At 73.1% G+C, this 13,797-nt stretch carries 14 protein-coding genes; 5 read left to right on the top strand and 9 right to left on the bottom strand.

Going from position 1 to position 13,797, the window contains the following annotated elements:
• Positions 1–14 precede the first annotated feature (14 nt).
• Entirely contained in the window at positions 15–539 is a 525-nt protein-coding gene (locus Ae150APs1_RS02430) for a DUF1059 domain-containing protein (protein ID WP_010224423.1), read from the bottom strand.
• Between the two features lie 200 nt (positions 540–739).
• Between Ae150APs1_RS02430 and Ae150APs1_RS02425 the strand changes: the two genes are divergently transcribed.
• Positions 740–1,138: a VOC family protein gene (locus Ae150APs1_RS02425; protein ID WP_075295481.1), complete on the top strand. Its 399-nt coding sequence runs from the start codon at positions 740–742 to the stop codon at positions 1,136–1,138.
• Positions 1,139–1,151: 13 nt separating this feature from the next.
• Here the strand turns inward: Ae150APs1_RS02425 and Ae150APs1_RS02420 are convergent, their stop codons facing one another.
• The 4 genes from Ae150APs1_RS02420 to Ae150APs1_RS02405 all read right to left on the bottom strand — a co-directional run bounded on the left by Ae150APs1_RS02420 (position 1,152) and on the right by Ae150APs1_RS02405 (position 5,817).
• On the bottom strand, positions 1,152–2,675 hold the full coding sequence (locus Ae150APs1_RS02420) for an SLC13 family permease (protein ID WP_075295480.1): 1,524 nt from the start codon (positions 2,673–2,675) through the stop codon (positions 1,152–1,154).
• Positions 2,676–2,866: 191 nt separating this feature from the next.
• Positions 2,867–3,202: a hypothetical protein gene (locus tag Ae150APs1_RS02415; RefSeq protein WP_075295479.1), complete on the bottom strand. Its 336-nt coding sequence runs from the start codon at positions 3,200–3,202 to the stop codon at positions 2,867–2,869.
• Complete coding sequence (locus tag Ae150APs1_RS02410; protein WP_075295478.1) at positions 3,189–4,490, bottom strand: acyclic terpene utilization AtuA family protein; 1,302 nt, start codon at positions 4,488–4,490, stop codon at positions 3,189–3,191. Before Ae150APs1_RS02410 ends, Ae150APs1_RS02415 begins: the two co-directional genes overlap by 14 nt.
• Before the next feature lie 28 nt (positions 4,491–4,518).
• On the bottom strand, positions 4,519–5,817 hold the full coding sequence (locus Ae150APs1_RS02405) for a citrate:proton symporter (RefSeq protein WP_075295477.1): 1,299 nt from the start codon (positions 5,815–5,817) through the stop codon (positions 4,519–4,521).
• A gap of 109 nt (positions 5,818–5,926) precedes the next feature.
• On the opposite strand from Ae150APs1_RS02405, the gene Ae150APs1_RS02400 reads away from it, so the two are divergent.
• Positions 5,927–6,898, top strand: coding sequence for a LysR family transcriptional regulator (locus Ae150APs1_RS02400; RefSeq protein ID WP_075295475.1), 972 nt, complete (start codon positions 5,927–5,929; stop codon positions 6,896–6,898).
• Here Ae150APs1_RS02400 and Ae150APs1_RS02395 read toward each other — a convergent pair.
• Both Ae150APs1_RS02395 and Ae150APs1_RS02390 read right to left on the bottom strand, forming a co-directional pair.
• Positions 6,888–7,619: a helix-turn-helix domain-containing protein gene (locus Ae150APs1_RS02395; RefSeq protein WP_083679887.1), complete on the bottom strand. Its 732-nt coding sequence runs from the start codon at positions 7,617–7,619 to the stop codon at positions 6,888–6,890. The genes Ae150APs1_RS02400 and Ae150APs1_RS02395 overlap by 11 nt on opposite strands.
• A 75-nt stretch (positions 7,620–7,694) precedes the next feature.
• Positions 7,695–8,252, bottom strand: a complete 558-nt coding sequence (locus Ae150APs1_RS02390; RefSeq protein WP_075295472.1) for a YceI family protein — start codon at positions 8,250–8,252, stop codon at positions 7,695–7,697.
• 91 nt (positions 8,253–8,343) lie between these two features.
• On the opposite strand from Ae150APs1_RS02390, the gene Ae150APs1_RS02385 reads away from it, so the two are divergent.
• Both Ae150APs1_RS02385 and lpdA read left to right on the top strand, forming a co-directional pair.
• Positions 8,344–8,862, top strand: a complete 519-nt coding sequence (locus Ae150APs1_RS02385; protein WP_010235398.1) for a MarR family transcriptional regulator — start codon at positions 8,344–8,346, stop codon at positions 8,860–8,862.
• Positions 8,863–8,871: 9 nt separating this feature from the next.
• Entirely contained in the window at positions 8,872–10,275 is a 1,404-nt protein-coding gene (lpdA, locus tag Ae150APs1_RS02380) for a dihydrolipoyl dehydrogenase (protein ID WP_075295470.1), read from the top strand.
• Positions 10,276–11,147: 872 nt separating this feature from the next.
• On the opposite strand, the gene Ae150APs1_RS02375 is transcribed toward lpdA, so the two are convergent.
• Both Ae150APs1_RS02375 and Ae150APs1_RS02370 read right to left on the bottom strand, forming a co-directional pair.
• Positions 11,148–11,330 carry a hypothetical protein gene (locus Ae150APs1_RS02375; protein ID WP_075295468.1) on the bottom strand — a complete coding sequence of 61 codons (183 nt, stop codon included), beginning with the start codon at positions 11,328–11,330 and terminating at the stop codon, positions 11,148–11,150.
• A gap of 158 nt (positions 11,331–11,488) precedes the next feature.
• Entirely contained in the window at positions 11,489–12,046 is a 558-nt protein-coding gene (locus Ae150APs1_RS02370; protein ID WP_060575929.1) for an NUDIX domain-containing protein, read from the bottom strand.
• A 123-nt stretch (positions 12,047–12,169) separates the two neighbouring features.
• Between Ae150APs1_RS02370 and dop the strand changes: the two genes are divergently transcribed.
• Positions 12,170–13,678 carry a depupylase/deamidase Dop gene (gene dop / locus Ae150APs1_RS02365; protein ID WP_075301589.1) on the top strand — a complete coding sequence of 503 codons (1,509 nt, stop codon included), beginning with the start codon at positions 12,170–12,172 and terminating at the stop codon, positions 13,676–13,678.
• The last annotated feature ends 119 nt before the right edge of the window (positions 13,679–13,797 follow it).

The raw sequence follows: 13,797 nt of genomic DNA, 5'->3' as shown, positions 1-13,797 counted from the left end.
GCGGGATCAGGGGCTCACGGCGTCCGGGCGCGGACGACGTCGAGGTTGCGGAACGTCGGCTCGCCGGTCGCGATCTTCTGCATCCGCTCGGCGATCCGGGTGGTGGCCGGGTGGTCGGAGTTGCGCATCGCCAGCTCGTGGCTCGGGAAGCCGACGACCTCCACGTAGGTGCCGGGGCGTTCCCGGTCCTCGGCGACGACGTACCACTGCGCGGTGCGCTCGGTGCCGATCTCGCGCATCCACTCCTCGACGAGCCCGTCCATGTCCTCGATGCGGTTCGTGTCGAACTCGATCATCTGGACGAACGAACCGTCGGCGGCGTCCAGCGGGGCGGTCCGCATGCCGGCGCGGATCGCGTCGCGCAGCTCGGGGCCGTCCGTGTGGCCGTGCACGGCCACGGCGTGCCCGCAGGCGGCGTCGAGGACCTCGGCCTCCTCGCCGGTCAGGGTCAGCGTGCAGCCGGACTCGCTCGGCATCTCGCGGCAGTCGACGATCTTCCTGGTCATCATGTCCTCCGGTACGACGGTCGGGTGGGTCACCGATCCCTCGCCGGGGCGCCGCGCGCGCAGCGGCGGATCGCGTGCAGTCGTCGCGGCCCGGAGTCCCGGTCGACGGGCGAGCAGAGTAGCGGCGGTGACCGGACGGCGACGTCGTCACGATTGCCGATCGCAACGGACCGCCGACGCCGTGTCCGATCCGTTCACGACGCGGGCCCGGGACCGGGCCTAGCCTTCCGCGCATGGACGAGACGATCGGCGCCGAGCTCGACATGATCGGCATCATGGTGACGGACATGGCCCGCTCGGTGGCCTTCTACCGGCTGGTGGGCCTGGAGTTCCCGGACGGCGCGGAGTCGTCGCCGCACGTGGAGACGACCCTGCGCGGCGGCATCCGGCTGGCCCTGGACCTGCAGTCGATGGTGGAGGGCTTCCACCCCGGCGCGGCCCCGACCGGCGACGGACGCATGTCGGTCGCGTTCCGGCTGCCGGGTGCGTCCGCCGTCGACGACGCCTGGAAGCGGATCACCGGCGTCGGGTACGAGTCGGTTCTCGACCCGTTCGACGCGCCGTGGGGCCAGCGCTACGCGACCGTCCGCGACCCGGACGGGTCCCCGCTCGACCTGTTCGCCTGGGTGTGAGCCCTCCGGCCGGTCAGAACTGCAGGCCGAGTGCCCACCCACCGAGCAGGTAGGCGAACAGGGTGATCAGCACGACGCCGACGACGTTCAATGTCAGCCCGCCACGGGCCATCTGGCCGATCGTGACCACGCCGGACCCGAAGACGATCGCGTTCGGCGGTGTCCCGACCGGCAACATGAACGCACAGGTCGCGGCGAGCGCGGCCGGGATCAGCAGGGTCATCGAGTCGGCCCCGATGCCGATCGCCACGCCGCCGAGCACCGGGATGAACGTCGCGGCCGTGGCGGTGTTGCTGGTGACCTCGGTCAGGAACAGCACGATCAGCACGACGGCGCCGACGAGCAGCAGGATCGGCAGGACCCCGAGACCGGCGACGCTCGCGCCGATGAACTCGTCGAGACCGCTGGAGGCGACCGCACCGGCCAGGGCGAGCCCGCCGCCGAAGAGTAGCAGCACGCCCCAGGGCAGTCCCCGCTGGGTGTCCTCCCAGACCAGGAGCATCCGGTACGGCCGTACGGCACCGGTGTCCTCGCGCGGCTCGTCCGGCGGCTCGGTGTCCGCGGGCAGGAGGAACAGCGCGAGACCCGCCGCGATGGCGATCGCGGTGTCGTTCATCTCGCCCAGCCACGGCAGCGCGGCGTCGATCGCGGCGAACTCCGTGAGGATGCCCGGCACGATCCAGAGGATCGCCGCACCGGCGAACACGCCCAGCACCCGCTTCTCGGCCGTGCTGGCGGGGCCCATCCCGCGGAGCTGGTCGTCGATCATCTCCCGGCCGCCGGGGATCTCCGTGAGGTCGGTGCGGAACAGGAACCGCGTGATGAGCAGCCATGCCACACCGATGAACACGACCACGATCGGCACGCCGAGCTGCATCCAGCCGAGGAAGCTGATCTCGCGGTCGAGCTCGTCCGCGACGTAACCGGCGACGATCGCGTTGGGCGGGCTCCCGAGGAGCGTGCCGAGACCACCGATCGACGACGCCCAGGCCGCCGACAGGACGAGCCCGACCCCGAAGGTCCGCACCCCGGGATCGCGGACGGTCTCGCTGATCGGGGCTCCGCGGCGGACCGAGTCGCCCGAGCTGCCTGCCCGCTCCGCGACGAGGGCCAGGACCGACAGCGCGATCGGGAGCATCATCAGGGTGGTCGCCGTGTTCGACACCCACATCGACAGGAACCCGGTCGCGATCATCATCCCGAGCACGATCCGGGTCGGGGAGGTGCCGACGGTCCGCAGCGTCAGGAGCGCGATGCGCCGGTGCAGGTGCCACTTCTGCATCGCGATGGCGATGAGGAACCCGCCGAGGAACAGGAACACGATCGGATCGCCGTAGTCGGCCGTGATGTCGGAGACGCCGACCACCCCGAGTGCGGGGAACAGCACGATCGGCAGGAGCGCGGTCGCGGAGAGCGGCACCGCCTCGGTGACCCACCAGGCCGCCATCAGCACCCCGATCGCAGCGACGACCCGGGCGTCGGGTTCGAGGGTCTGCGCGGCCCCGAGGAGGATCCAGGTCAGCGCCCCGAGGCCCACGCCGAGTGCCCGGAAAACCCAGGTGCGGCCCGGTGAGCGGCCGTCGGCCGCGGTCGTCCCTCCGGTGCCGGGCGGGGGGGGGGGGCTCGTCCCCGGCCGGCCTGCGCTCCTCGGTCGGGTTCTCCGACGTCCCCGGGTCGGTCGTGGCCATACGTCCCCCTCGTGCCGCGCTGCTCGTTCGGGGGACGAACCTATCCGATTGATCTGGATATGTCCGAATGGTCCTCCCCGATCTCCAGGTCGAGGAGCCGGGAGGACAGCGACTTCCCGTGAGTGTCGAGCTCGGCCGACACCGTGACCCCGCCACCCCGCACCCCGGTGCAGACGAACTGCAGGCAGCACACCAGCGGGAGCTCGTGGCGGATCACCTCGCCGCCGACCCACCGGTCCAGCGCGGCACGGACCCGGTCCGGGGTCAGCGCGGCGACCAGGTCGTCGTAGCCGGCGTCGTCGTGCGGGACGACGGTCAGGGTCGCGACGGTGCCCTTGTCCCCGGCCCGGCAGTACGCGATCTCATGCAGCCGCACGGCCGGCCTCCAGCAGGGTGACGTGCGGGGCGACGGCGGCCCGCGGGACCAGGGTGGACAGCACACCGATGACCTCGTCGACGTGCGCGCGGGCGCCGCCCCCGCCCGCCGGACCGTTCGTGTAGAGCGCCTCGACCTCGTGCCCGAGGACGTCCAGTGCGCCGGTGTCGTGGTCGACGGCCGCGACCCGCAGCCGGGCGTCGTCGTCGCCGCCGCGGACCTCGATCCGCGGAGTGACCGGCAGCCCGCGGACGCGCTCGGCGACGACGTCGGCGGCCAGCCGGGCCCGTGCGGCCGCGTTCGGCCCGACGTAGGAGATCCCGGCCTCCAGCCGGTGCCCCGCCCGGTAGCCCACGCTGACCTTGAGCTCGTCGGGCCGGGCCCGGCCCCGTGCGCCCGTCACCCGGACCCGGTCGGGGCCCGCGGTGTCGACCCGCACGCCGCGCAGGTCCAGCAGGACGTCCGGGGTGCGGTAGCCGGTCGGATCGGTGACCTCGTAGAGCAGCTGCTGCCGGACGGTGTGGCGGTCCAGCCGGCCGCCGCTGCCGTCCGGCTTGCCGTAGACGGCGCTGCCGTCCGCCGCGACGTCGGCGAACGGGAACCCGAGCCGGGCGAGGCCCGGGACGTCGAACGCCCCCGGATCGGCCGCGTAGCCGCCGGTGAGCTGGCCGGCGCACTCGAGCAGGTGCCCGACCAGCGTCCCGGCCGCGGCGGGCCCGGGGTCGGCGAGGTCCCAGCCCAGCCGCTGCGCGAGCGGGGCCAGGAACAACGACGGGTCCGCGACCCGGCCGGTGACGACGACCGCCGCCGACGACTCCAGCGCCGGCAGCAGCGCGTCGGCACCCAGGTAGGCGTTCGCCGAGACGAGCTCGCCGTGCGCGCGCAGCGGGCGCCCGTCCTCGGCGGCGGGGGCGTCCGGATCGATCCGGTCGAGGACGTCGTCGCCGGTGACGACGGCGACCGGGGCCGTCGACCCGAGCCGGTCGAGGTGGTCGCGGACGATCCGGCCGGCCGCAGGCGGGTTGGCCGCGCCCATGTTCGTCAGCAGCCGGACACCACCGGCGAGCAGGTCGGGGAGCAGTGCGGTCAGGCGCTGCTCCAGCCGCGTGTCGTGGCCGGCCCCCGGGTCGGCCAGCCTGCGGCGCTGGCCGAGCGCGATCGTCCGCTCGGCCAGGCACTCCAGCACCAGGTCGTCGAGGCGGGCGTGGCGGGCCAGCTCGACGGCCGGGTCGATCCGGTCGCCGGCGAACCCGGCGCCGCTGCCGATCCGGGTCGTGGTCGGGGGCATCGCGTGCGTCCTCCTCGGTCGGGTCGGGTCAGAGGGTCAGTGCGCCCGTGGCGAGCGCGACGACGCTCATCACCAGCGTGGTCCCGAACGCCCAGCCGAAGACGAACCGCTGGTGGCGGCCCAGCTCCACGCCCGTCATGCCGAGCAGGATGAAGGTGGACGCGGTGAGCGGGCTGAGCGGGAAACCGGTCGTCATCTGGCCCAGGACGGCGGCCCGGGCGACCTCGGCGGGGTCGCCGCCGAGCGCCGCGGAGGTCTCGGCGAGCACCGGCAGCACACCGAAGTAGTAGGCGTCGGGGGTGAACACGAGGCTGAGCGGCATCGAGGTGACGGCGACGGCGACCGGCACCAGCGACCCGGCGCCGTCCGGGACCAGGGAGACGATCGACTCCGCCAGCGCGGTGATCATCCCGGTGCCGCCGAGCACGCCGGTGAACACGCCCGCGGCGAAGATCATCGCGGTGACCAGGACGACGTTGTGGCCGTGCTTCTCGAACAGCGCCCGCTGCCCGTCCCAGGTCGGCCGGTTCACCAGCAGCGCGAGCACGAAGGCGCACAGGAACACCACCGGCAGATCGGCGAGCTGGAACAGCAGCACCACGACCAGCGCGAGCGTGAGCACGACGTTGAGTGCGAACCGGATCCGGTCGGCACGGGACCGCACGACGGGCGCGGCCGCGGCGCCCGGGGCGTCCGCCGGGTCGAGCTCGACGACGCCGAGGCGGCGCCGCTCCGCGCGCCCGATCAGGTAGGCCGCGAGCAGCACCCACGCGATGCCGGCGTCCATGGCGGGCAGCAGCGGTACGAACACGGCGGTGGCGTCGAGATCGAGTGCCGCCATGGCCCGGGCGGTCGGCCCGCCCCACGGGACCATGTTCATCACGCCCGCGCCGAGGCAGACCAGGCCCGCCAGGACGATCCGGCGCATGCCGAGCCGCTGGTAGAGCGGCAGCATCGCGCTCACCATGATCAGGAACGTGGAGGCGCCGTCGCCGTCCAGCGCGACCAGGACGGTCAGCGCCGCGGTCCCGACGCAGATCTTGAGCGGGTCACCGCCCGCCCAACGCACCACCCGCCGGATCGCGGGGTCGAACAGCCCGGAGTCGAGCATCAGGCTGAAGTAGAGGATCGCGAAGGTGATCATGATCGCGACCGGGGCGACGGTCTCGAGACCGTCGGTGACGTAGTCCCCGAGGCCGCCGGCGAGCCCGGCGACGACGGCACCCGCGGCGGGGACCACCGTCAGTGCCAGCAGCACCGACACCCGTCCGGAGAGCACCGCCGCCAGGAACACGGCGAGGGTCAGGAATCCGATCGCGGCGAGCATCGTCGACCTCCTCGTCGGCGGTGGACCGGCTGTGGCCCGCCGCACACGCTGCTGCCCGGGACCTATGCTCGTCAAAGACCAGATGTGGATCGACTGATGCGGAGGGCCTATGGATCTCACGTTGCAGCAGCTCCGGGCTGTCGTCGCCGTGCACGACGCCGGTGGGTTCACCGCGGCCGCGCACACGCTGCGCGTCGCCCAGCCGTCGCTGAGCCGGGTCGTCGCCGACGTCGAACGACGGCTGGGGGTGCGCCTGTTCGAGCGGACCACCCGGCGGCTGGAGCCGACCCCGGCCGGGAACGCCGTGGTGGCCGCGGCCCGGCGTGCCCTCGACGCCGTCGAGTCCGAGCTGCGGCACGTCGACGGCTTCCTCGGCGGCCGCGAGGGCGCGGTCCGCATCGCCACGCTGCCATCGCTCGCGGCGATCCTGCTGCCCGGTGTGGTGTCCGCGTTCCGCGGGGCCCGGCCCGGGGTGCGGACCGAGATGTCCGACGCGCTGGCCGACGAGGTCCTCGAGCGGGTGCGGACCGGGCGGGCCGATCTCGCGGTGACGGTCCTGCCCGACGACGGCGCCGCCCCACCCGACCTCCTGGCGCCCCCGGTCGCGGCGGACCGGTTCTGCGCACTCGTCCCGCCGGACCACCGGCTCGCCGGGCGCCCCACGCTCCGCTGGGCGGACCTGGACGGCGAGCCGCTCGTGGACTTCGACCCGACGACCAGCATCCGCCAGCACGTGGACCGGGCCCTGTTCCTGGCCGCCGCACGTCCGGAGCGGGGACTGGCGGCACGGAACATCGCCGCCGTCGCCGGCCTCGTCGCCGCCGGGCTGGGTGTGACGGCGGTCCCGGGCCTCGTCGTCCCGCTGACCGGTTTCGCCGGGCTGGTCGCGGTACCGCTCGACGGCCCGGTGCTCACGCGGCGGATCGCGCTGGTCGTGCCACGGGGCCGGCATCCCGTGCCCGCGGCGCAGGCGTTCGCGGCGATGCTGACCGGCGCCGACCGGGACCGGCCGTCGCTGCCGGAGTACGCGGAGTGGGTCGGGCCCCCGGACGGGGACCGGCCCGGACCGGTCAGCCCGTGAGCGTCGTGGGGGAGACGCCGGCCAGCGCCCGTACCTCGCGGGACAAGTGCGGTTGGTCGGCGTAGCCGGTGCGGGCGGCGACCTCGGTCGTGGGCACCCCGGCGAACAGCAGGCTGCTCGCCGCCCGGAACCGCAGCACCCGGCGGGCCACCGACGGGCCGTAGCCGAGCGTCGCGAGACAGTGCCGGTGCAGCGTGCGGGAGGTGATCCCGAGCAGATCGGCGACCTCGGCGGCGGGCGTCCCGCGGGCCAGCGCCCGCAGCGCAGGCCGGGGGAGCGGATCGGGGAGCGGGCGCCGGTCGTCCGCCGCCTCTCGGAGGGCGCGGGTGACACCCAGCAGGAGCCGGGGGACGTCGTCGGCGTCCGGGTCGTCCGCGAGCGCCCGCACGGTGTCCAGCACGGCGCGCGACGGTGGGCCCGGCAGCAGGTCCTCCAGCGGGGTCCGGGCGTCTCGCAGCGCGTCGGCGGGCACGCCCAGCAGGCCGGGCAGGATGCCGGGCCGGAACAGCAGCCCCGTCGTCACGGCGCCCGCCGGGCCGGTCGCCAGGTGGGCGGCCGTGTCCGGGCCCGCGACGGTCGGCCGGGCGTCGAGGAGCAGGAGGTCCATGCAGCCGTCGGGCAGCACGCGCTGGGTGCAGGGCCGGTCGTGCCGGCTCTGCCAGGCGCACTCGAGCAGGCCGGCGTCCGGTCCGTCCGGCGTGATCTCCCGGTATCCCGCCACGGTGTGGAGCCTACGACGCGCCGGAGCCCCGGGCCGCACGTCGCGGACCGGGGCTCCCGGGGATGATGCGGTCGGTCAGGAGGCGCGCAGGACGGCCTGGATCTCCAGCTCGACGCCCACCTTCTCGCTGACGACGACGCCGCCGCCGTCCATCGGCAGCTCGATGTCGACACCGAACTCCGAGCGCTTGATCGTGGTGGTCGCCGTGAAGCCGGCGCGGGTGCCGCCCCAGGCGTCCGGGCCGAAGCCGTTCAGCTCGAGGTCCAGCTCGACGGGCTTGGTGACGCCCTTGAGGGTCAGGTCGCCGGTGAGCACGAAGTCGTCACCCTTGGCGGCGAGCCCGGTGGACCGGAAGGTCCACTCCGGGTACTTCTCGACCTCGAAGAAGTCGGCCGAGCGGATGTGACCGTCACGCTGCTCGTTGCCGGTGCTCAGGGAGGAGGCGTCGATGGTGGCGGTGACGGTCGAGTCCTCGAGCTTCTCGGCGGTGACGAGCTCACCGGAGATCTGCTCGAAGCGGCCACGGACCTTGCTGACCATCATGTGACGGACGACGAACGCGACGTCAGAGTGCACCGGGTCGATGTCCCAGGTGCCTGCGACGTAGCCGGGGATCTTCGTGGGGGCGCTCATGGGATCTCCTGGGGTAGTTAGTTGAACTCTCACCTGTTGAGAGCGATACTAGGTGCAACAAGATGAGGGCTCAAAGATTTCGGAGGGTGTCGTGGATCACACTCGCTGGCTCGACGACGACGAGCAGCGGACCTGGCGGGCCTTCCTCGCGGCACAGCGCCTGGTGTCCGACCTGGTCGAGCGACGGCTGCAGACGGGCGCCGGGATGCCGCAGGCGTACTACGAGATCCTGGTGCGGCTGTCCGAGGCGCCGGACCGGACGCTGCGGATGAGCGTGCTCGCCGAGTCGGCGATGTCCTCGCGCAGCCGGATCTCGCACGCGGTGGCCCGGATGGAGGAGGCCGGCTGGATCGGTCGCCGGTCCTGCCCGACCGACCGCCGCGGCCAGCTCGCACACCTCACCGACGCCGGGTTCGCGGTGCTCGAGGCGGCCGCGCCGGACCACGTCGAGAGCGTGCGCGAGGCGGTCTTCGACGGCCTGACGCCCGCTCAGCAGGCCGGGTTGCAGGAGGCCTGCGAGGCGGTCGTGGCGCACCTGTCGGGCACGGGGGAGTGGCCGGTGACCGGGGACGCAGGCCCGGACGGCCCGGAGCCCGCGCGCGCATCCTAGGCTGGGCACATGCCTCATTTCGACGTCGTCGTGCTAGGTGCCGGACCCGGTGGATACGTGGCGGCCATTCGCGCCGCCCAGCTCGGCCGCAGTGTGGCGGTGATCGAGGAGAAGTACTGGGGCGGTGTCTGCCTCAACGTGGGCTGCATCCCGTCCAAGGCGCTGCTGCGCAACGCGGAGATCGCCCACATCGTCACGAAGGAGCAGAAGACCTTCGGCCTGTCCGGCGAGGTGTCGCTGGACTTCGGTGCCGCCTTCGACCGCAGCCGGACCGTCGCGGACGGCCGGGTCAAGGGCGTGCACTTCCTCATGAAGAAGAACAAGATCACCGAGCTCGACGGGTTCGGCCGGTTCACCAAGCCGGGCGAGATCGAGGTCGAGCTGTCGAAGGGTGGCAACGAGACCGTCACCTACGACGACGTGATCATCGCGGCGGGTTCGACGGTCAAGCTGCTGCCGGGCACCGAGCTCTCCGAGCGCGTGGTGACCTACGAGGAGCAGATCCTCACCCGCGAGCTGCCGGAGAGCGTGATCATCGCCGGCGCCGGCGCGATCGGCGTCGAGTTCGCGTTCGTGCTGGCCAACTACGGTGTCGACGTCACCATCGTCGAGTACCTGGACCGGCTGCTCCCGCTCGAGGACGCCGACGTGTCCAAGGAGCTGCTCAAGACCTACAAGAAGCTCGGGGTCACCGTCCGGACCTCCACCAAGGTGGAGTCGATCACCGACGACGGCTCGGGCGTCACCGTCTCGGTGTCGTCGTCGAAGGGCAACGAGGACCTGCGGGCCGACAAGGTCGTGCAGGCGATCGGCTTCGCGCCGCGGGTCGACGGCTACGGCCTCGACAAGCTGGGCGTGTCGCTGACCCAGCGTGGCGCGATCGAGATCGACGACCACATGCGCACCAACGTCGACCACGTCTACGCGATCGGTGACGTCACCGCCAAGCTCATGCTCGCCCACGTCGCCGAGGCGCAGGGCATCGTCGCCGCCGAGACCCTGGCGGGCGCCGAGACCCAGGAGCTGGACTACAAGATGATGCCGCGGGCGACCTTCTGCAACCCGCAGGTCGCGTCGTTCGGCTGGACCGAGGCCGAGGCCCGGGACCTGGCGGATGAGAAGGGCTGGAAGGTCAACGTCGCGACCTTCCCCTTCACCGCGAACGGCAAGGCGCACGGCATGGCCGAGCCCGCCGGTTTCGTCAAGCTCATCTCCGACGACACCCACGGCGAGCTCCTGGGCGGGCACATCATCGGCGCCGAGGCGACCGAGCTGCTGCCGGAGCTCACCCTGGCCCAGAAGTGGGACCTGACCGTCCACGAGATGGCGCGCAACGTGCACGCGCACCCGACCCTGTCGGAGTGCCTGCAGGAGGCGATCCACGGCCTGTCCGGCCACATGATCAACTTCTGACGGACGCGGAACGGCCGGGAGCCCGCACCCCGACGGGGTGCGGGCTCCCGTGTGTCCGGGGCCCGCTCGTGGGCGGGGTGCCGGCACGTGGGCGGGCGTCCGGAGTGCCCGGCGCCGATCCGCCGCCCTCGCACGCCGCGCGACCCGCTGTCCCCGGTCGCCACGGGTGCGGTGCCCCGTCGCCCCGGGTGCGGTGGCTCGTCGGCATACCTCTTCCGGAGAACCGCTTCCTCAAGCAGCGATCTGTGCCGGGGACCCGTCGTCCTGCTCCGGAGGACCGGTCACCGGCCGACGATCTCTGCCCGGGAAGGCGCCTCGTCCCCACGTGACCGCTCCGTTCGCACGGGTTCCCGTCGCTCGCACGGGATCCGACCCCGTGCGAACGAAGGGAACCCGTGCGAAGGCGAGGTGTCGCGCAGGGCGGCGGAGTACCGGCGGTGTCGAGCGGCTGTCGGGAACCGGATTCGGCGCCGTGGCCGGGCCTGCCGCACCCGGCCCGGGCTCTCCGCACCCGGTCGCGGCTCGGAGCACCCGGCTCTGCGCGCCCGGCTGCGGCTCGGCGCACCCGGCTCGGGCTCGGAGCACGCGGCTCGGAGCATGCGGCTCTGCGCACCCGGCTCGGGCTCGGCGCACCCGGTCGCGGCTCGGAGCATCCGGCTCTGCGCACCCGGCTCCGGCTCGGCGCACCCCGTCGCGGCTCGGAGCACCCGTTGCGTGGGGTGCGGCGCGCGGTCACGGGGTGCGGCACGCGGTCACGGGGTGCGCCCCGGGGCAGGGAGGGGGTGCCCCGTGCACTGCGTGCCCCGCGTCCTCCGGGAGGCCGGATCCCAGAGGGCGGATCCGGGGAGGTCCGATCCGGGGAGGCGCGGGGTTCAGGCGGCGCCGGCGCCGGGCTCGCGGCGGGCGGTGTGCTCGCGGCGGGTCGCGGGGCGGCCGGCGTCGCGCTTCTCCTGGCGCTCGGCGGCGAGGGCGGCCTCCACCGCGGCGGTGTTGACCTCCGGGTCGATCAGCCGGGCGGCGGCGAGGGAGCGGGCCGAGACCGAGATGCTGACCATGGGAACTCCTGAGTGCATGTACGTGGTGGGGGCGTCGGGAGGGCCCCACGCTGGACCCTCCCCGTCGTGTCGTCACGCGACCCGCCGGTTGTTAACCGATCCAGGTACCGGAGTGGGTGACATATGTTACCCATTGGTAAACGCGCTGGCCGGGAACCCTAGTCGACGTCTCCGGCGAGCCAGCGCCGGGTGATCCAGAGGCCGTCGGGCACCCACGGGTAGTCCGGGGTGCCGAGGCGGGCGCGGAGCTCGCCGAAGCTCCACCAGCCGCCCTCGGCCACCTCGGACGGCTGGTGGACCACCGGGCCGTCCCAGTACGCCTGGTAGGCGTGCACGTGGGCGCGCAGCCCGTGCGGGCCCGAGCCGGGGCCCGTGTCGACGCCGAGCGCGGCGGCGTCGAACGGGAGGACGAAGAGCTTCTCGAGCGCGACGCCCGTCACACCCAGCTCCTCGGCGAGCTCACGGGCGGCGCAGTCGTCGGGAGCCTCGCCCTCGTCCAGCACGCCGCCGGCCCAGCAGTCCCAGAGTCCGGCCATGACCAGCTTGGTGTCGGTCCGGCGGTGCACGTAGAGGTGCTCGCCGTCGGTGCTGCGCAGGGCGATCGCGGTCGTGGCGTGCCACAGGGAGCGGGCGTAGACCTCGCCGCGCTCGGCGGCGCCGGTCGGCGTGCCTGCCGCGTCGAAGACGGTGAGGCGTTCGCGGGCGGGATCCGTCACGCCCGCAGATGATCGGACAGTGGCCGACGCCGCCGCGCGGCGGGGGTGCGAGCAGGGCGGCTGAGGTTAGGCTCGGTGGATGCAGTCTTGCGCAGGGGCCCGGACGTGACGGCCCGCCGGATCATGGGCACCGAGGTCGAGTACGGCATCGCCGTGCCCGGGGACCCCACCGCGAACCCGGTCGTCACCTCCACGCAGGTCGTGCTCGCCTACGCCGCGGCGGCGGACGTCCCGCGCAACCGCCGGGCCCGCTGGGACTACGAGGTCGAGTCGCCGCTGCGCGACGCGCGCGGGTTCGACCTGTCCGCGCCGTCGCTGGCCCCGCAGATGGACACCGATCTGGACGACCTCGGCGCCGCGAACGTCATCCTCACCAACGGCGCCCGGTTCTACGTCGACCACGCGCACCCCGAGTTCTCCACGCCCGAGGTGCTGACCCCGCGCGACGTCGTGGTCTGGGACAAGGCAGGCGAGCGGATCATGCTGGAGGCCGCGAACCGGGCCGCCACCGTGCCGGGTGCGCCGCGGATGCAGCTCTACAAGAACAACGTCGACGGCAAGGGCGCGAGCTACGGCTCGCACGAGAACTACCTGATGGCCCGCACCACGACGTTCCCGTCGATCGTGACCGGCCTGACGCCGTTCTTCGTGTCCCGGCAGATCGTCTGCGGGGCCGGCCGGGTCGGGCTGGGTCAGCAGGGCGACGAGCCCGGCTACCAGATCGCGCAGCGCTCGGACTACATCGAGGTCGAGGTCGGCCTGGAGACCACGCTCAAGCGCGGCATCATCAACACCCGCGACGAGCCGCACGCCGACGCCGACAAGTACCGCAGGCTGCACGTCATCATCGGTGACGCGAACCTGTCGGAGATCGCGACGCTGCTCAAGGTCGGCACCACCGCGCTGGTGCTGGACATGATCGAGCACGGCCGGTCGTTCGAGGACCTCCGGCTGGCAGAGCCGGTGAAGTCGGTGGCCCGCATCAGCCACGACCCGACCCTGCATGTCACCGTGCCGCTCGCCGACGGCAGACACCTGACCGCGCTGCAGCTGCAGCAGGAGTACCTGACCCGCGCGGTCGCGTACCTGGAGGAGACGGCCGGCAACCAGCGGTCCGACTGGGACCCCGACACCAGGGAGGTCGTCGAGGAGTGGGAGTCGGTGCTCGCCGACCTGGCCCGCGACCCGATGCTCACCGCGGACCGCCTGGACTGGACGGCGAAGCTCAAGCTGCTCGAGGCCTACCGTGAGCGCGACGGCCTGTCGTGGGCGTCCGGCCGGCTCGGCATGGTGGACCTCCAGTACTCCGACGTCCGGCTGGCCAAGGGGCTCTACAACCGGCTCGTCACCCGCGGTTCGATGCGCCGCGTCGTCACCGAGGAGCAGGTACTGGCGGCGATGACGGAGCCGCCGGAGGACACCCGCGCCTACTTCCGGGGGTCCTGCATGAGCCGCTACCCGGTGGAGGTCGCAGCGGCGTCCTGGGACTCGGTCATCTTCGACCTGGGCCGGGAGTCGCTGGTCCGGATCCCGACGCTGGAGCCGCTGCGGGGGACCCGCAAGCACGTCGGCGAGCTGTTCGAGGCGGTGTCCAGTGCCGAGGAGCTGGTGGACAAGCTGACCGCGAACTGACCTCCCCACCGGGAGGGGAACGGTCACACGCCAGATCGGAGCAGGCGATTTTGTCGGTGCCGGTCGGTAGGGTGGAGGGGGGACCGGATCCACCTCCGGCGCACGGCCTGAGCGTGCGG

This window comes from Pseudonocardia sp. Ae150A_Ps1 (assembly GCF_001932315.1).
In the GTDB taxonomy this organism is placed as follows: Bacteria; Actinomycetota; Actinomycetes; order Mycobacteriales; family Pseudonocardiaceae; genus Pseudonocardia.
Note: the sequence above shows the minus strand (reverse complement) of the source record. Positions and strands in the feature narration are given on the sequence as shown.

Coding starts and splice junctions, on each gene's coding strand:
- Ae150APs1_RS02425 (WP_075295481.1), top strand. CDS start 740: ATGGACGAGACGATCGGCGCCGAGCTCGACATGATCGGCATCATGGTG.
- Ae150APs1_RS02410 (WP_075295478.1), bottom strand. CDS start 4,490: ATGCCCCCGACCACGACCCGGATCGGCAGCGGCGCCGGGTTCGCCGGC.
- Ae150APs1_RS02405 (WP_075295477.1), bottom strand. CDS start 5,817: ATGCTCGCCGCGATCGGATTCCTGACCCTCGCCGTGTTCCTGGCGGCG.
- Ae150APs1_RS02400 (WP_075295475.1), top strand. CDS start 5,927: ATGGATCTCACGTTGCAGCAGCTCCGGGCTGTCGTCGCCGTGCACGAC.
- Ae150APs1_RS02390 (WP_075295472.1), bottom strand. CDS start 8,252: ATGAGCGCCCCCACGAAGATCCCCGGCTACGTCGCAGGCACCTGGGAC.
- lpdA (WP_075295470.1), top strand. CDS start 8,872: ATGCCTCATTTCGACGTCGTCGTGCTAGGTGCCGGACCCGGTGGATAC.
- Ae150APs1_RS02375 (WP_075295468.1), bottom strand. CDS start 11,330: ATGGTCAGCATCTCGGTCTCGGCCCGCTCCCTCGCCGCCGCCCGGCTG.
- dop (WP_075301589.1), top strand. CDS start 12,170: ATGGGCACCGAGGTCGAGTACGGCATCGCCGTGCCCGGGGACCCCACC.